The sequence below is a fragment of the Exiguobacterium sp. s78 genome (assembly GCF_018618985.1).
GTDB classification, from domain to species: Bacteria; Bacillota; Bacilli; order Exiguobacteriales; family Exiguobacteriaceae; genus Exiguobacterium_A; species Exiguobacterium_A abrahamii.
Genome location: NZ_JACSNB010000001.1, coordinates 519,340 through 536,545 on the forward strand (window position 1 = coordinate 519,340; position 17,206 = coordinate 536,545).

Consider the following 17,206-nt stretch of genomic DNA (forward strand, 5'->3'; position numbering starts at 1 on the left):
CATCATCTGTAAGACAGCGGACATTATGACCGCTGTCTTTTGTTACGTCATTCGTTCCAAAATCATAAAATAAACATTTAATAATATGGAATATTTCGGCAAAGAAACGGGTACTTTCTAATCAAGAACTTGAAAAGAAAGGTCATATGAACGTTGCTTCTTTTTGACTGGAGGTGCACGAATGGAAAGGTGTCAATTCATCACAGATGCCGCAACTTGGACGACACACGTACAGCAACAGCCTCTTGATATCTTCTACAGTCACCAATATGTCACGCTCAATGCTAGACCGTCTGAGCAAGCGGTGCTATTCCGTTATGAAGGTGATGCAGGAACACTGTTCTATCCCTTTTTAAAGCGCCGGATTTTTGATACGCCTTATTCAGATCTCATCACGCCGTATGGCTATGGTGGACCGGAAATCATCGGTCAACTGACTGCGACTGAAATGCAGCATGCACGCTTATTGTTTGAAAGATGGGCAGATCGAGAAGCGATTGTCTCGGAAATGATTCGCTTTAATCCATTGACGGGTAATGAACGCTTCATGCGGGATTGGACGAAAGTCTCCTTCATCCGTCATACGACGAGTATCGATTTACGCCCTTCAATAGAGGACATCATGCAGACATTTCATAAGAAGACGAGAAGTATGATTCGCAAATCGCTTGCCTCTCCTTTAACCGTTAGAACAGGAACACGAGATGACCTACCTGTCTTTGTAGCGTTGTATCATGAAACGATGGACCGAAAGAATGCTTCGGCTCATTACTATTTTACGGACAGTTATTTTGAACAATTATTTGAAGCAAATCCACTCTGTGAGCCATTGTTACTGATTGCGGAAATCGACGGAGAACCTGTTGGTGGATACTTCGTATTGCTTGGAAAAGAATATGCCCACGGTCATTTGATTGGTTGTAAGCGGGACGAAGCGAAGATGTTCCCGAATCAGCGACTCGAGTACGAAGCGATTCTTCAGGCGAAAGCACGCGGTCTCGTCGAACAACATCTCGGGGGTGGATATCAAGAACGGGATAGTCTCTTTGAGAGTAAATGCCGTTACACCGGGTATCGTTTATTTGAGTATCATCAAGGAAAATCGATCCTCCAACCAGCCATATACGATCAGTTATGTGTACGATACAGGTCAGATGCTGATTCGGATTATTTTCCGGCTTACCGACAAACCAGTGTCCAAATGGCGACAAGTTAAACAGTAACTAAATGAAGAAGGATAAACGACTACATTGTGTAGTCGTTTTTTTGATATGCTGAAATCATGATAGATCAATTGAGGGGGATGTGTCTTGAAAAAACGAGGTCTTATTTTTGATATGGATGGGGTCATCTTAGATAGTGAAATCCGCTACTTTGAGGTCCATCAGCAAATGTTCAAAACGTTATCGATTCCGCTCGATCCAGTTCAGTATGCGACGTTCATGGGAAAAACAGGAGATGAGATGTGGGAAGAACTTGTCGAGCAACACGACCTTCCAGAAACAGCGAGTGCATTACTTGAGGAAGAACATCGGTTGTTTCAAATTCATGCAAAACCGGAAGAATGTGGTTTAAAAGAGGGAGTCAAACAAGTCATCGAGCAAGCGGCGTCTCTTGGTTACGATATCGGGATTGCCTCCTCGAGTTCGCTTCAAAAAATCGAACGCGTCATCCGTCATTATGAGCTTCCAATCACGCATTACGTCAGTGGAGAAGAAGTCGTGCGTTCAAAGCCTGATCCTGCGATTTTTCATCTTGCAGCATCACGAATCGGGCACGCGCCTGAAGATTGTCTCGTCATTGAAGACGCTGCAAACGGGATGATCGGCGCAAAAGCAGCAGGCATGGAAGTGATTGCGCTTCTCGATGATCGGATGCCGATGCAACGTCTAGAACAAGCGGATCATGTCGCGCGATCGCATGCAGAAATCGAGGAAATTTTACGGAAGCGTTGACGCTTGAGGAAGAAACAGATTACACTAGGAAAAGATAGTCAATTGCATGGAACTGAAGTAGTAGGGGAAAGGTGCCGTCAAGAGAGCTGGTGGAAGGTGCGAACCAGTCGGTAACAACCGTGAACTCGTCAGGGAGCACGATTCGTGAAGTCGTAGTAGCGAATCCGGTCTTTCACACCGTTATCCGTGAATCAAGCGGTCTGTCATAGACAGACAACGTGGGTGGTACCGCGGAAGCCAAACCGGTCTTTCGTCCCTATTCCTAGGGGCGGAGGACCGGTTTTTTTAGATTAGAGGAGGAAAAGACATGCCGTACAATCATCGCGAAATCGAACCAAAATGGCAGGCGCGTTGGGATCAAGACAACGCCTTCGTCACGACAGAAGATCCAGAAAAAGAAGGGTTTTATGCCCTTGATATGTTCCCGTATCCGTCAGGTGCCGGTCTCCACGTCGGTCACCCGGAAGGCTACACAGCAACCGACATCCTCGCACGGATGAAACGGATGCAAGGATACAACGTCTTGCACCCGATGGGATGGGATGCGTTCGGATTACCAGCAGAACAATACGCCCTCGATACAGGGAATGACCCACGTGAATTCACAGCGAAAAACATCGAGACGTTCAAGCGTCAGTTGAAAGAACTTGGATTCTCCTATGACTGGGATCGTGAAATCAACACGACAGATCCGAAGTACTACAAATGGACACAGTGGATCTTTACGAAGTTGTATGAAAAAGGACTTGCGTTCGTGGACGAAGTCGCGGTCAACTGGTGCCCAGCACTCGGAACCGTTCTTGCGAATGAAGAAGTCATCGACGGATTATCTGAACGCGGAAATCATCCGGTCGTGCGTGTCCCGATGCGTCAATGGGTCTTGAAAATCACGGAATATGCGGATCGTCTTCTTGAAGATCTCGATGACCTCGATTGGCCGGATTCTGTCAAAGAGATGCAACGGAACTGGATCGGAAAATCAGAAGGTGCTGAGATTGACTTCACGATTGATGGACACAAAAAACAAGTCACGGTCTTTACGACACGTCCGGACACAATCTTCGGTGCGACGTACCTCGTGCTTGCTCCAGAGCATCCATTCGTAGCTGACATCACGACAGCAGATCACAAGGAAGCCGTCGATGCGTACATTTCGCAAGTCCAAACGAAGTCGGACCTCGAGCGGACGGATTTAGCGAAGGAAAAAACAGGTGTCTTCACGGGTGCTTTCGCCGTCAATCCAATCTCAGGCGATCGTCTTCCAATCTGGATCGCTGATTATGTCCTTGCTTCTTATGGGACGGGTGCAATCATGGCGGTCCCAGGACACGATGAGCGCGATCATGAATTCGCGAAACAATTCGACTTGCCAATCGTTGAAGTCGTCGCGGGTGGAAACGTTGATGAAGCAGCCTACACAGGAGAGGGCGAACACGTCAACTCGCATATGCTTGATGGTCTTGGAAAACAAGAAGCAATCGAGACGATGATTGCTGAACTGGAAACGAATCAAGTCGGACGTAAGAAAATCACGTATCGTCTCCGCGACTGGTTGTTCAGTCGTCAACGGTATTGGGGCGAGCCGATTCCAGTCGTTCATATGGAAGATGGTTCGATGAAGACGCTCAGTCAAGAGGAATTACCGCTTGAACTTCCAATCATCCCGGAAATCAAACCGTCTGGTACAGGCGAATCACCACTTGCGCTTGCGGAAGACTGGTTGGATTACACGGATCCTGAAACAGGAATGAAAGGGCGTCGCGAGACGAATACGATGCCACAATGGGGCGGAAGTTGCTGGTATTATCTTCGTTTCATCGATCCGCACAATGAAGAGGCGATCGCGGATCCAGAAAAATTAAAATACTGGCTTCCAGTCGATATTTATATCGGTGGGGCGGAGCACGCTGTTCTCCACTTGTTGTATGCGCGCTTCTGGCATAAAGTCTTGTATGATGCAGGCGTCGTACCAACAAAAGAACCATTCCAGAAGTTATACAACCAAGGAATGATTCTTGGAGAAAACAACGAGAAGATGTCAAAATCACGCGGTAATGTCATCAACCCGGATGAAATCGTCAAATCGCATGGTGCGGATACGTTACGCTTGTACGAAATGTTCATGGGACCACTCGACGCATCAGTTGCCTGGTCTGAGAACGGTCTTGATGGAGCCCGTCGTTTCCTTGATCGTGTCTGGCGCTTGTTCGAACGGACAGCAGACATTCAAGACGTCACAGAAGTCGATGCTGACTTCGAGCGGACGTACCACCAGACGGTCAAGAAGGTTACGGAAGACTTCGCGAACATCCAGTTCAACACCGGAATTTCGCAACTCATGGTCTTCGTCAACGAAGCAAATAAACAGTCGGTTCTTCCGCGTCACTTCCTTCGTGGATTCATTCAATTGTTAACACCAGTCGCGCCGCACCTTGGTGAGGAACTCTGGGAACAACTTGGATTTGAAGAGACATTGACGTATGCGGCATGGCCAACATTCGATGAATCGAAACTCGTCAGCGATACGATGGAATTCGTCATTCAAGTGAACGGAAAGGTTCGCTCTAAAATCGAAATCAACATCGATGCGACAAAAGAAGAAATCGAAGCACTTGCCTTTGCTGATGAAAAGACACAAGAATGGATCGGCGACAAAACAGTTCGTAAAGTCATCGTCGTACCGAAAAAATTAATCAATATCGTGGCAAACTAAGCCATAGCCCCTTTCATTCGCTTGACGCGAATGGAGGGGGTTTCTTCATTTCCGTCGCAAGTCCGCTTTTTTTTTCAACGACCTTCTGCTACACTGAATCAGAAACCGAGAAAGAAAGGCGAGTACCATCAATGAAACGATCTTATATAGTCTATACAACGATTTTTGCTGTCGTTTCGGGGTTGATCCTTTGCGTACTGCTCGTCTTCTCGAAGCCGGAGACGTTGTCACGTATTCAGGAAACGTTCGCGAAAATTGAGACGCAATCGAAGCATCAGGCAGCCGTTAAACAGGTGCCACCGAAAACGCCTTCAGCTATTCCGAACCCGGAAGAGCCGTTAATCAAAAATGTCCAACAAATGTTATATGATGATTCCATTGGTTCGTACCTCGTCGTCACAGACGATTATCGTTTCTTTGAAATCAGTGGAACCGGGGAACGCATCAACGCATCTTTCCAGTTAGAAGAAGGAAAGTTGTTGCTCGCTGGTCTCGACGGTATGACGCTGGTTGACGGGGAGACCGTCGCGTTACTGACGTCGAATCAGATTCTGGTCACGATTACGCGAAAAGACGGTGTCTGGAGCGAAGAAAAACGTGAAAAAGTACAAGGAACGACGATACGGGATAGTTTCCACGGTCTTGGATATGATACGAAGAAAAAAGAATTCTATACGATTAATCATATTCGAGCACTGGGACGAGTCGAGGTGACCTATTTCGCGATGAAAGAGGATAAGATCAAGATTGATCCTGACGCCTCGGAAAAGAAAAAACGTGCGTTGAAGAAAAAACAGAAACCACCTTATCTGTCAGTCATCAAACGCGAGAAGATTGAAGCGGCGAGTGGGATGCGAAGTGATGCGAAGAAATCGTTCGAGTCCGAGTTCCGTCCGATTGGTCTTGCTGAACGGCAAGGTCGGATCTACACACTCGATTCAGAAGCGCTCTATCTCTATTCGATCGATCGAAAGGACAAAACGATCACGGGTGAGACAGCCAGTCCGAAAGTATATGGTTCGAAGGGGATTTTCGTGCAGGATAACGAGTTGTTCGCGTTAGTCGTCACGGATAAATTCTCAAGCCGATCGTTTACACCGATTGATTAAATCCTGACACAATAAGACCCGATTCCTCTGTTAAGCAGAAGAATCGGGTCTTGTTCATATTAAAAGACAGTATCACGTGCCATCTCTGCGGCGTGACTACCGGCGCAATGACCCGTCACGAATGCAGCTGTGATGTTGTAACCACCTGTATAGCCATGGATATCAAGAATCTCCCCGGCAAAGAATAATCGCTCGGCTTTTTTCGACATCATCGTCTTTGGATCAATCTCTTTGATCGAGACGCCACCACCCGTGACGAAAGCTTTATCAAAGTCGAGCGTTCCCGTTGCTTTAAGTGGGAATCGCTTTAATTTTTGCAAGAAGTCCGTCCAGTCCTGTTTCTTGACTTGTGTGCAGACTTCATCGCCAAAGCCGATTTGAGCAAAGAGAAGTTCAAGCAGACGTTCCGGCACGAAGCCACGGAGGGCATTGCGCACTGTTTTCTTGGGATTGGCTGCAAGCGCGGCTTGGAAGCGTTCCGTTAACGCACCGAGTGATTCGTCTGGGAAGAGGTCGATCGATAGATGGACGATCGTCTCCTTGGAACGTTTGCGTTCCTTGATCGTGTACTGGCTACAGCGTAAAGCAATCGGACCGCTTAAACCGAAGTGGGTAAAGAGTAAGTCACCCGTATGTGTCTTGATTGCTTTGTCCTTTTTACCGTGGACCGTTAAGGCGACGTCACGTAGCGAAAGACCTTGTAATGTTTTTTCATGAATGAACGTATCACCTAATAGGATCGGAACTTCAGTTGGGAAGAGCTCCGTGATCGTATGACCCGCTTTTTCAGCCCACGGATAGCCGTCACCTGTCGAACCCGTGTGCGGAACGGATTGTCCGCCGACCGCGACGATACAACTCTTTGCTTCAAGACGCATGCCATTCTCTAGAATGACAGCTGCAAAAGAACCGTCTGGATGGAAATCGAGTGTAGCAACTTGCGCATCTGTTTGAATCTCGGCGCCGTGCGCGCGGATTTGATCGATCAATACACGGACGACATCTGCTGCCTTATCCGAAACAGGGAACATCCGCCCATTGTCCTCTTCTTTGAGTGCGACACCAAACCCTTCGAAGAGTTCGATGATCGATTCATTATTAAACTGAGAGAAAGCGCTATAAAGGAAACGTCCGTTTCCTGGAATCGACTGGACGAGCTCGTCGAGTGGTTTTCGGTTCGTGACGTTGCATCGTCCGCCGCCAGAGATTGCAAGCTTCCGACCTAATTTATTTCCTTTATCGAGCAGGAGCGTCCGGGCTCCGGCCTGTAAAGAGGCGAGCGTCGCCATCAAGCCGCTCGGTCCGCCTCCGATTACGATTACATCGTACATATGGTCACCTCATTCATAGAATTCTGCTTGTTTCACTTTAGCAGAAGTTGCGACTGTAAACAAACCGTCTCTTTCAATTCAAGATAGACAGCGGTATAATGATTTGCAATTGTGTACGAGAGAACTTGTATAATGAGACAGTCACGATCAGAGTGTCGAGTTTAAAAATTAGAAAGCGTGAGGGATGTTACCATGTCCACAGTCAGTAATAAGCAGTCTACTTCTTCCGGCAATTCAGGATTCGTTCGTGGAACGATGCTCCTGTCCGGTGCGTCACTGATTTCCCGCGCACTGGGTTTGATTTATCTCTTTCCGTTTCAGTTCATGGTCGGCGCGACGGGCATCATGTTCTATACCTATGCCTATAACTATTATGCGATCATGATCGGTCTCGCGACAGCGGGGATTCCTGTCGCTGTCTCGAAATTCGTCGCCAAATACAATGCATTAGGTGAGTATGATACGAGTGAACGGTTATATCGGTCTGGTCTGAAAATCATGTCCTTGACCGGAATTGTTTCCTTCCTCGCTTTATTCTTTCTCGCACCGTATTTAGCACACCGGGCCATTCCAGGTGGTGACGTTGATTCAGCAGCATACGTTGATGCCGTCACGATGACGATTCGTGGCGTGAGTTTCGCTTTACTCTTGATTCCACCGATGAGTATGACCCGAGGTTACTTCCAAGGGTATCAATCGATGGGACCAACAGCGATTTCGCAAATCTTGGAACAAATCGTCCGGATCATCTTCTTGCTTGCAGGAGTCAGCATCGCGATTTATTTATTTGATTCAGGTGCAGCATTTGCCGCAACGATTGCAACGTTCAGCGCTTTCATTGGTGCAATCGGTAGTGTTGCGGTTCTGATCTATTATTTCCGCAAACGTGCCAGCGGCTTGCAGGAACTACGTGCTACTCAAACCGTCCGTTCGCCGGATCGCCCGTTAACGGATTTGTATAAGGAATTATTGACGTATGCGATTCCAATCGTCATGGTCGGTCTTTCGACACCCCTTTACCAAGTCATCGACCAAAATACGATGAATGCCGCATTACAAAGTATCGGTTACACGCTCGAAGCGGCCGGAAACGCGACTGCCTATCTGATTGCGGATAGTCATAAGATCGTCTTGATTCCGGTGTCGGTCGCAACAGGATTGTCGTTATCTGCGACTCCACTGTTGACAGCTTCCTTCACGCAAGGAGATATGCGGAAAGTACGGGCTCAAATCTCACAGATTTATCAACTCGTCTTTTTCGTGACGATTCCGGCAGTCGTCGGGATGATTCTCCTCAGTGAAGAAACGTTCCATGTGCTCTTCCCGAAAGATCAAGCGGCCTGGGTCTATCTATTAAGTTATGCGCCGAGTGCATTGTTCCTTGCCTTGTATTCTGTTACGGCAGCTGTCCTTCAAGGGATTAACCGTCAGTACTTCACGATCATCGCAACACTTGCTGGACTACTTGCGAAGTATCTCTTGAATGCGCCGTTGATTCATTTGACGGGTGATGGAACGGGTGCTGGTTATGCGACGATCATTGGTTATCTCGTTGCGACGGGATTGATGTTCTTCCGGATCACACAAACGGTGAAGTTCCCATTCAGTACCGTCTTGCGCCGGACATCTTTGATTCTAATCATCAGTGCATTGATGGGAGCAGGTGTTGCACTCGTGAAGTGGGGAATGGTGTCCTTCTTACCAGAGACGACATGGGCATCTCTGTTAATCCTGATCATTGGTGCGGCAGTTGGAATCGTGATTTTCGCTGGACTCTCGATTTGGAGTGGATTAGCAGAAGTCGTATTAGGACGTAAAATTTCATTGAAACGAGGACGAGGTCATGCGTCTAGATAAACTATTATCCAACATGGGGGCAGGCTCCCGAAAAGAAGTAAAACTTCTGCTCAAGGCAGGGGCAATTCAAGTCGATGGTGAGATCGTACGTGATCCGAAACAACATGTCGATGTCGAGACGCAACAGGTTCTGATGTACGGCGAACCGGTCACGTATCAAAAATACATCTACTTGATGATGAATAAACCACCGGGTGTCATTAGTGCGACGGAGGATAAACGAGATGAGACCGTCATTGATCTGTTGTTTGAAGACGTGACGTATTTCAAACCGTTTCCGGTCGGACGACTTGATAAGGATACAGAAGGCTTATTGTTACTGACAAACGATGGATCGTTCAATCATGCCTTGATGTCTCCGAAGAAACACGTCGAAAAAACGTATTACGCGGAAGTGACAGGTGTATTGACGCAAGAAGACGTCGAGGCAATTGCGGAAGGCGTCACCTTAGAAGACGGTTATCAAGCAAAGCCAGGAAAACTCGTCATCTTATCGACGACAGAAACAGATTCAACGCTTGAATTGACGATCACGGAAGGGAAATTCCATCAAGTCAAACGGATGATGCTTGCCCTCGGTAAAGAGGTCACGTTCTTGAAACGACGCTCGATTGGTCGCTTGGAGCTTGATCCGGCACTTGAACTCGGGGACTACCGTGAACTGACACAAGAGGAATTGGCGTTATTTGATTGGCAACCTGAATAAGCAAAACGAAAAGGCGATGGAATGAATGTGCATTCCATCGCCTTTTATTGTGGGATGCAATTATTGATTACGTAGTGCTTCTGCGATCGGATAAGGACCGCTGAGTACTTCGAATACACGAGACTGTGTCGGGTGATCGATCAAGTGAACGAACAGCGCCGCCACATCGTCACGAGACACCTTACGATCTTCGTATGAATCAAAATGCTCTTTCGTTTCAACAGTACCTGCTGGGTCATCGTAGCTGAGTGGACCAGGACGGACGATCGTATAGTCGAGTCCGCTTTCTTTTAGGTGAGCGTCTGCTGCTGCTTTCGATTCGAGATATACTTTTAGTTCGCCTTTCGGTTCTTCTGTACCGACTGAACTGAGCATTAGGAAACGATCGATCCCGTTGGCTTTTGCTGCATCGATGACTTTGATTGCACCTTCCTGATCGACGGCACGTGTCAATTCGTCCGATGCGCCACCAGCACCCGCTGCAAAGATGACGATGTCCGTGTTACTGACGACGCCACTGACATCCTTCGTCAAATCCCCAAGTCTGACTTCAGATGCACCGAGTGCAATCAAATCGTTGATTTGATTTTCTTCTCGTACGACAGCGATTGCTTGGTGATCTCCTTGTTTAGCGATCAATTCGACCATTTTGCGTCCCGTCGTTCCGTTTGCTCCAATGATTAAAATATTCATGCTTATCATCTCCTTCTCCCAATAGCTATACCCCACGTTTTAAAAAAGATAACAAAAAAAGACGCGAAGAATCGCGTCATCGAAAGATATACATAGTGAAACAGTGGATCAACCCGCTTGCTTTTGTTTCTTACTCGACGTCCATGTACCGCGTCGAGGGCTCACAATGAGATTGTTGTATTCGAGCACGTTCAAATCCCGCTGGACGGTCCTTGAAGTGATGCCAAACTCTTCAACCAACTCTGCTGTCGTAGTAGCTCCGTTCTCTTGGATGTAGAGATAAATCGATTTAATCCGGGTCAACATACGGTCTGTAGAATCTTTCATTGGTATAACCACTCCCCCAATGGATAGAATAGTGTTCTAAAGCTTCGGGTGACAAAAGACAATGCAATATCCAGTTGTTTCGCCTTTAGTATAACGTTTTGATATTAAAATGCAAGTAATTTAACCGAACGTTAGCATAAAAAATATATTCAAATGGTTTGTAAAGTCGATGATTAGGGTTTTATTTCGTTTGAATGTTCGTCATTTCAACAAATAAAAAAGAAAACAGAATTTGGATGTTCGTATCTGAACGAATATTCGCTATACTAGGAAGGTGTATAGGAAACGAATCCAAAACCCGTAATGAAGGAGCGAAATCAGATGGTGAATTGGAAAGAGGAAGTACTCGCACGTCGCGGGGACTTATTAGAAGATTTAAAAGAACTATTACGGATTCCGAGTGTACTCGACGAATCCACGATCGAAGAGGGCGCGCCGTTTGGTCATGAAGTCAAACGTGCACTCGATTGGATGCTCGCGACAGGGGAACGCGATGGGTTCACGTCAAAAAATGTCGATGGGTATGCAGGACATTTGGAGTATGGTCAAGGGGAAGAGTTACTCGGTATTCTTTGTCACTTAGACGTCGTACCAGCTGGTGGCGATCACTGGACATACGGTCCATTCAACCCGACGCTTGTAGATGGAAAACTGTATGCACGTGGAGCAATCGATGATAAAGGACCGACGATGGCAGCTTATTACGCTTTGAAAATCGTCAAAGAACTTGGCTTACCACTCTCGAAGCGCATCCGTCTGATTGCAGGAGGGGATGAGGAGAGTGAATGGCGTTGTGTCAATCATTACTTCAAACATGAAGAGATGCCAACACTCGGTTTTGCACCAGATGCCGACTTCCCGATCATCAATGCGGAAAAAGGACTCTATGATGGGTTATTGATTCAAGGGAAACCAGCGCAAGCATCTGATACAGGCTACCATCTCGTTCGTTTTGAAGGTGGCGAACGTCCGAACATGGTTCCAGGTCATGCCCAAGCGCTTCTTCGTGTCGTCGAAGTAGGAACGCTTGAGACGGATTTCCATGCTTATCTTGAAGAACAAGGTTTGACGGGAACAGTCAAGCAAGAAACGGAAGGTCTCGTACTTGATGTCAATGGTGTCGCAGCCCATGCGATGGAGCCGGACAATGGTAAAAATGCCGCTTTACATTTGGCGCGTTTCCTCAATACGCTTCACTTGGATTATAACGGTCGTCGTTACATTCAACTCGTAACGCATATGTTCCGGGATTCTCGCGGTGTAGCGATCGGTGTCGCTGCTTCAGACGAGACAGGTGACTTAACGATCAATGGCGGTGTATTCCGTTACGCCGAAGAGCAAGGAACGGCATCGATCAATATCCGTTACCCGTATACAGCAGACTTCACGGAACGTTTGCAAATCATCAAGGAAGCCGCGGCAGGATATGGTTTTGAATTGCAGACGCGGACGCATATGACACCGCACCATGTTGATCCAAACCATGAATTGATCAAGACGCTAAGTGCCGTTTATGAGCGCCACACGAACCAATCAGCTGATCTGATAGCAATTGGTGGCGGCACATATGCGCGTTCATTGACGGCTGGAGTTGCTTTTGGTCCAGTCTTCCCGGGTGGTCCTGAAGTTGCCCACCAAGTCGATGAATATGTTGATTTTGATGAACTATTGCTTGCTGTCGCGATCTATGCAGAAGCGATTTATGAGCTCGCAAAATAATGATTGATGATCCCCGCATCGTAAAGATGGGGGGATTGCTTCTTGAAAGGAAGTTCCGTGTGAAAAATCGTCAAACCTATCATTTCCAAGCCTTATATTTCTTTATTTTCTTTGGACAAGGAGCACTCATTCCGTATCTCGCACTTTATTTCTCGAACGATGCGTTCGGACTGTCGGCTTCAGAGATTGGAACAATCGTTGCGATTGGACCGATTCTCTCCATTTTCCTACAACCTGTCTGGGGAATCGCGGCGGATCGACTCGGGAAACCGAAACGACTCTTACTCGTCGCGATGCTTGCTGCCGGTATTTTTACACTCAGTTACTTACTGACGTCTGCTTATCTGCTTTTATTGTTGATTTCTTGTGTCTGGGCGTTGTTCCAGTGTGCGCATATTCCGCTCGTGGATACATTAGCGATCGAGTACACGCGAAAGCGTAAAGTGGATTACGGCGCTTTACGTCTTTTCGGCTCAGCAGGGTTCGCTTTAGCTGTTTTCATTCTTGGGCAAATCACTGAGGGTGGCGGACTAAATCTGATTTTTTATGCAACCGGTGCAGCATGGGTTCTCGGTTTCCTTGTGCTGATCGGTATTGAAGAGACGGGCAGCGTCCATGTTTCACATCAGCAACCCGTACCGTTAAAACAGCTCTTCTCGAATCGACGCTTCCTGTTGTTCCTAGCAGGGGGGAGTTTGATCTTTGGACCCATCTTCGCCAACAATTATTACTTTGGGAGCTACGTCACGATTCGTGGCGAGACGACGGCACTCGTCGGAACATTATTCTTTGTCGCCGTTCTGTGCGAAATTCCGTTCATGCGCATCGCCTCGCGTCTGTTATTACGATTCGGAGCGATTCCGGTTCTTGTATTCGTCTCCTTGTTGTCGGCTGCGCGGACGGCGATGATTGCTTTAGAACTTCCAATCGTCATGCTTTGGGTATTATCTGCGATGCAAGGAATGATCGTTGGTCTGTTGATCCCTGTCGCCTTAGATTATGTGCGATCGCTCGTTCCAGAGACGATGGTCGCAACAGCCGTCAGTACATATATGGCGACGACGACGGGACTCGCGACAGCGTTGTTTAATCTGATGAGTGGTTTTGTACTCGAGGAGAGTACAATCTATACCGTCTTTTGGGTATATACAAGTAGTAGTATCCTAGGCGCGATTCTGTATGGTATCAGTGGTCGTATGAAGGAGTGAACGCTACGATGAGACAAGAACGACACTTTTTCATTGCTTTGCCGATCCCTTCTAAAGATTTGGCGAATCTTGCTGAACGGTTATCGCTACCTGAGTACTTTCGTAACGTCTATACGTTAGAAGAGTATCATCTAACACTTCGTTTTTTCGGTCCATTGGAGGAAAAAGAACAGCAGTCGTGGAAACAGCAGTTACGGCAGATCGCGCGTACGATGGAACCCTTCGTGCTACGATTCGATCGTTTGATCACGTTCGGTCGGGATGAACGACCACGCGTCGTAGGATTTGGAACAGAATCGGAAGAATTGTTTCAATTAGTGGAACAGATTGATCCGAATTCGACCAGACCATTCGTTCCGCATGTCACGATCGCGAAAAAATGGCGCACTGAGGCAGCCGAATGGGAGACGAGTTCGATACAATCAGTAGAGTGGACTGTTCGTGAACTCGTTCTATTTGAAGTACGACCAGAGGTTTCACCTCGATATGAGCCGGTTTACCGGATTCATCTAGGTGAAGAGGAATGAGGTGATCCCCATCGCAATTTTGATGAAACTATATGACTTAGATAGTCGATTTGAAAAAAATCCGCTAGAGATGACGAAACGATTCGGTGAACACCAGGCACTTGATTATGCCCATGTCTATCGCAGATGGGAGGCAGGAGAGTTGTTTCCAGGAGAAACGCTCATCCGTCCAAAGAAGTGGTGGCAAGTGATGAAAAAAAGTGAAGTCATTCAACTTCCAGGTAAACAATTATCTCGAAGAGCGTTTGATAAATGGTACAAAAAACGTCTCGAGTTACAAAAACTCTTGAACGTCACTGGCGGAGCAGGAGAGGAGGACATTTGGCGGATTCCATTGAAACGTCATTTAGACTTCTACCAGATGCTACATCTACTAAATGAACAGTATGCGATGTTTTATCGAGCGGTCATCCAATATCAAGTCGGAGAAGTCGAGTTGAGTCCGTTCGTCGTCGGTCCGTCCGCAATCTATATCATGGAATGGCTTGATGGCGACGAAAGTATCTATCATATCCGACGAGATAAGTTATGGCGGGAGCAGCCGTTTAAGGCTTCTGCGAAACAAATCTTGAATCCGAACATCGGTTTAAAGCGGACAGAAGATATTTTACGGGTCGTACTCGGCCGAGATTACGTTTTGCCGATCGAACGAGTCATCCTCGCTCCTTCAGGTTATTTTGATCAAATTCCAAAAGAAACGACGACGACGTATGTCAATAAAGTCGATTTTCCGAACTGGGTACAACGGATGAATGCGAATGCGACACATACAAAGGCATTTCAGATGCGGGTGTGTGAAAAAATCCTAAAAGAGACGGTATCGATTCCGTTTCACATGGCGATTCAAAGTGAGGAACAGTCTCGAATCCGAGAGTAAGGGAGGGAGCGACGGCGTTGTCGTTGCGAAAGAGATGACGAATCAAGAAGTAGCGATACCAGTGATCCGGGCGGAGTTCTTATCGTTCCAGAGCATCCGGGTCGAGGTCGAAGGCAATCCGTCAATCCACTGGTCGCTTGAATGTGATGGACAATCACTTGCGATCCAGCAAGTCGAGACACACCGTGAGGGGCAACTGGTAATTTATGAATTGACGGTTCTGGAACCGGTCGAGCTAGAATGCCGATATGAGGTATTTGGAGCAGGTCGGTCAATCCGCGTCGTTCCCGACCGGTTAGTCCGGACGGAAGCATTCGAGCGCAAGTATCGTTACGAAGGGAAGCTCGGTGTCTGGGAAGAAGAGGGTGCATTTCACTTTGCTGTTTGGTCACCGGTCGCAGAACGGATCATGTGTGTCGTGTACGATCAAGATGAACGGTTACTCGAAAAGCACGAAATGGAGCGACAAGAGCAAGGTGCTTATCATCTTCAACTGGAACAAGATATCGCAGAGTGCTGGTATCGATATGAAGTGACGACATACCTTGGCACACAAGAGGTCGTTGATCCGTACGCTAGTGCGATATCGGAGAATGGTCGATACGGCGTCATCGTTGACGTCGAACGGACGATGACCAAGTGGTTCCCGAAGCGCGTCGCGCGTCCTCTGTTCGTCAAACCGTCAGACGCTGTCATTTACGAAGCGAATATCCGTGATTTCACGATCGATCACTCAGCTGGTTCAAGTCATCCGGGGCAATACGCAGGGATGACGGAACGAGGAACGCGCTCTCCTCGAGGTCATGCGACGGGACTTGATTATCTCCTAGATCTCGGGATCACCCATCTGCAATTGCTACCAGTTCACTTTTTTGAGACGACCGATGAACGGACACGGTCTCCATATAACTGGGGATACGACCCAATGCTTTGGTTCGGGCTAGCTGGGAGTTATGCGAGTTCGGTTGAACCACTCGTTCGCGTCAGAGAATACGCGGAAATGGTAGAGCGACTCCATGAAGCAGGCATTCGTGTCACATTCGATGTCGTCATGAATCACGTCTTCATTCGAGAACGCTCCTCTCTCGAACAGCTTGTCCCTGGTTATTATTTCCGCTACGAAGTAGACGGAACACTATCGAACGGAACAGGTGTCGGAAATGATACCGCATCTGAGCGATTCATGATGCGCCGCCTGATCGTTGACTGTTTGACGTACTTTGCTCGAGTCTACCAGATTGATGCCTTTCGATTTGATTTGATGGGGATTCATGACATTGAGACGATGAACGATGTTCGCGCGGCGCTCGATGCGATTGATCCAACGATTCTAGTGTATGGAGAAGGATGGGATCTTGCGACAGCGTTACCGGAACGATTAAAGGCGATGAGTGCCTCCGCTGCGCAAATGCCGCGGATCGCCCATTTTAATGATGTGTTCCGTGACGCGTTAAAAGGATCGACGTTCAGTGAATTCGACCGAGGATTCGTTGCGGGAGATGGCTGGAAGGAAGGGGAGGTCCGAAACGGGATTGCCGGAAGTGTCCATATCGACAATCAAACGTACGGACGTTTTCCGGAACCTACCTATTCCATCAATTACGTCGAGGCGCATGACAATCATACGTTATACGATAAATTAAAGTTATCTTGTCCAGAGGCAGATGAACAGCAATTATTGCGGATGAGTCGCCTAGCTCAGACGATTGCCTTGTTTGCGCAAGGGATTCCGTTTCTTCACGCAGGTCAAGAGTTCTTGCGCACGAAACAAGGTGTTGAAAACAGCTATAACGCATCAGACGAGATCAATCGAATGGACTGGGAACGGCGGGATGATCATCTGTCCCTTGTCACATACATCAAGACGATTTTGCAGATTCGCAGAATGCATGGCGGATTCCGGTTGCACCGAGCGAATCAGATTCGCGAGTTGCTTCATTTCATCGACTTACGTCCGGGTGTCATTGCTTATGAACTTGGAGCGGTCCACTCGTATGATGCATGGCAACGCACGCTCATCGTTTACAATACGACGCGAGAAATCATTGAAGTCTCACTTGATCATTCGCGCTGGAATGTGCATGTACAAGGGGATGAGGCCTCGGTCGACCCGCTTCTAAAAGGTGTCGACAGGATTCAGGTCCTTCCGTTGTCAACGACGATCGCAACGTGTTAAGATAAGCA

At 47.5% G+C, this 17,206-nt stretch carries 14 protein-coding genes and 1 other annotated feature; of the genes, 11 read left to right on the top strand and 3 right to left on the bottom strand.

Annotated features, from left to right (window positions below; translation table 11 throughout):
- Positions 1–181 precede the first annotated feature (181 nt).
- From KNQ18_RS02580 to KNQ18_RS02595, 4 genes are all read left to right on the top strand, one after another.
- Positions 182–1,216: a peptidoglycan bridge formation glycyltransferase FemA/FemB family protein gene (locus KNQ18_RS02580; protein ID WP_215083772.1), complete on the top strand. Its 1,035-nt coding sequence runs from the start codon at positions 182–184 to the stop codon at positions 1,214–1,216.
- A 94-nt stretch (positions 1,217–1,310) separates the two neighbouring features.
- Complete coding sequence (locus KNQ18_RS02585; protein WP_149427739.1) at positions 1,311–1,955, top strand: HAD family hydrolase; 645 nt, start codon at positions 1,311–1,313, stop codon at positions 1,953–1,955.
- A 38-nt stretch (positions 1,956–1,993) separates the two neighbouring features.
- Positions 1,994–2,216: a binding site (T-box leader), on the top strand.
- A gap of 46 nt (positions 2,217–2,262) precedes the next feature.
- Positions 2,263–4,668 carry a leucine--tRNA ligase gene (gene leuS, locus KNQ18_RS02590; RefSeq protein ID WP_133207632.1) on the top strand — a complete coding sequence of 802 codons (2,406 nt, stop codon included), beginning with the start codon at positions 2,263–2,265 and terminating at the stop codon, positions 4,666–4,668.
- Positions 4,669–4,799: 131 nt separating this feature from the next.
- On the top strand, positions 4,800–5,777 hold the full coding sequence (locus KNQ18_RS02595) for a hypothetical protein (RefSeq protein ID WP_050678608.1): 978 nt from the start codon (positions 4,800–4,802) through the stop codon (positions 5,775–5,777).
- Positions 5,778–5,836: 59 nt separating this feature from the next.
- Here KNQ18_RS02595 and KNQ18_RS02600 read toward each other — a convergent pair whose 3' ends face one another.
- Positions 5,837–7,108 carry a BaiN/RdsA family NAD(P)/FAD-dependent oxidoreductase gene (locus KNQ18_RS02600; protein ID WP_050678607.1) on the bottom strand — a complete coding sequence of 424 codons (1,272 nt, stop codon included), beginning with the start codon at positions 7,106–7,108 and terminating at the stop codon, positions 5,837–5,839.
- 192 nt (positions 7,109–7,300) lie between these two features.
- On the opposite strand from KNQ18_RS02600, the gene KNQ18_RS02605 reads away from it, so the two are divergent.
- Positions 7,301–8,965 carry a putative polysaccharide biosynthesis protein gene (locus tag KNQ18_RS02605; RefSeq protein ID WP_149427736.1) on the top strand — a complete coding sequence of 555 codons (1,665 nt, stop codon included), beginning with the start codon at positions 7,301–7,303 and terminating at the stop codon, positions 8,963–8,965.
- On the top strand, positions 8,952–9,671 hold the full coding sequence (locus KNQ18_RS02610) for a pseudouridine synthase (RefSeq protein ID WP_215083774.1): 720 nt from the start codon (positions 8,952–8,954) through the stop codon (positions 9,669–9,671). Before KNQ18_RS02605 ends, KNQ18_RS02610 begins: the two co-directional genes overlap by 14 nt.
- A gap of 60 nt (positions 9,672–9,731) precedes the next feature.
- Here KNQ18_RS02610 and KNQ18_RS02615 read toward each other — a convergent pair whose 3' ends face one another.
- Positions 9,732–10,364 carry an SDR family oxidoreductase gene (locus KNQ18_RS02615; protein ID WP_215083776.1) on the bottom strand — a complete coding sequence of 211 codons (633 nt, stop codon included), beginning with the start codon at positions 10,362–10,364 and terminating at the stop codon, positions 9,732–9,734.
- A 108-nt stretch (positions 10,365–10,472) separates the two neighbouring features.
- Positions 10,473–10,691, bottom strand: coding sequence for a DeoR family transcriptional regulator (locus KNQ18_RS02620; protein WP_023469095.1), 219 nt, complete (start codon positions 10,689–10,691; stop codon positions 10,473–10,475).
- A gap of 321 nt (positions 10,692–11,012) precedes the next feature.
- Here KNQ18_RS02620 and pepV point away from each other — a divergent pair, with 321 nt between their 5' ends.
- From pepV to pulA, 5 genes are read left to right on the top strand one after another with little or no spacing between them, the layout of a single operon-like run.
- Positions 11,013–12,410 carry a dipeptidase PepV gene (pepV, locus tag KNQ18_RS02625; RefSeq protein WP_215083778.1) on the top strand — a complete coding sequence of 466 codons (1,398 nt, stop codon included), beginning with the start codon at positions 11,013–11,015 and terminating at the stop codon, positions 12,408–12,410.
- Between the two features lie 59 nt (positions 12,411–12,469).
- Positions 12,470–13,618 carry an MFS transporter gene (locus KNQ18_RS02630; protein ID WP_023469093.1) on the top strand — a complete coding sequence of 383 codons (1,149 nt, stop codon included), beginning with the start codon at positions 12,470–12,472 and terminating at the stop codon, positions 13,616–13,618.
- Between the two features lie 8 nt (positions 13,619–13,626).
- Entirely contained in the window at positions 13,627–14,145 is a 519-nt protein-coding gene (gene thpR / locus KNQ18_RS02635; protein WP_149427733.1) for an RNA 2',3'-cyclic phosphodiesterase, read from the top strand.
- A gap of 1 nt (position 14,146) precedes the next feature.
- Positions 14,147–15,022 (top strand): hypothetical protein, encoded by an 876-nt coding sequence (locus KNQ18_RS02640; RefSeq protein WP_244290055.1) that lies wholly within the window; start codon positions 14,147–14,149, stop codon positions 15,020–15,022.
- The gene (gene pulA, locus KNQ18_RS02645) at positions 14,994–17,198 is read left to right on the top strand and encodes a type I pullulanase (protein ID WP_353049766.1); all 2,205 of its coding nucleotides are present in this window, start codon (positions 14,994–14,996) and stop codon (positions 17,196–17,198) included. Before KNQ18_RS02640 ends, pulA begins: the two co-directional genes overlap by 29 nt.
- The last annotated feature ends 8 nt before the right edge of the window (positions 17,199–17,206 follow it).

Bases quoted from the DNA above. Each gene is read 5' to 3' on its own strand.
- KNQ18_RS02580 (WP_215083772.1), top strand. From the start codon at position 182: ATGGAAAGGTGTCAATTCATCACAGATGCCGCAACTTGGACGACACAC.
- leuS (WP_133207632.1), top strand. From the start codon at position 2,263: ATGCCGTACAATCATCGCGAAATCGAACCAAAATGGCAGGCGCGTTGG.
- KNQ18_RS02595 (WP_050678608.1), top strand. From the start codon at position 4,800: ATGAAACGATCTTATATAGTCTATACAACGATTTTTGCTGTCGTTTCG.
- KNQ18_RS02600 (WP_050678607.1), bottom strand. From the start codon at position 7,108: ATGTACGATGTAATCGTAATCGGAGGCGGACCGAGCGGCTTGATGGCG.
- KNQ18_RS02605 (WP_149427736.1), top strand. From the start codon at position 7,301: ATGTCCACAGTCAGTAATAAGCAGTCTACTTCTTCCGGCAATTCAGGA.
- KNQ18_RS02610 (WP_215083774.1), top strand. From the start codon at position 8,952: ATGCGTCTAGATAAACTATTATCCAACATGGGGGCAGGCTCCCGAAAA.
- KNQ18_RS02615 (WP_215083776.1), bottom strand. From the start codon at position 10,364: ATGAATATTTTAATCATTGGAGCAAACGGAACGACGGGACGCAAAATG.
- KNQ18_RS02620 (WP_023469095.1), bottom strand. From the start codon at position 10,691: ATGAAAGATTCTACAGACCGTATGTTGACCCGGATTAAATCGATTTAT.
- pepV (WP_215083778.1), top strand. From the start codon at position 11,013: ATGGTGAATTGGAAAGAGGAAGTACTCGCACGTCGCGGGGACTTATTA.
- thpR (WP_149427733.1), top strand. From the start codon at position 13,627: ATGAGACAAGAACGACACTTTTTCATTGCTTTGCCGATCCCTTCTAAA.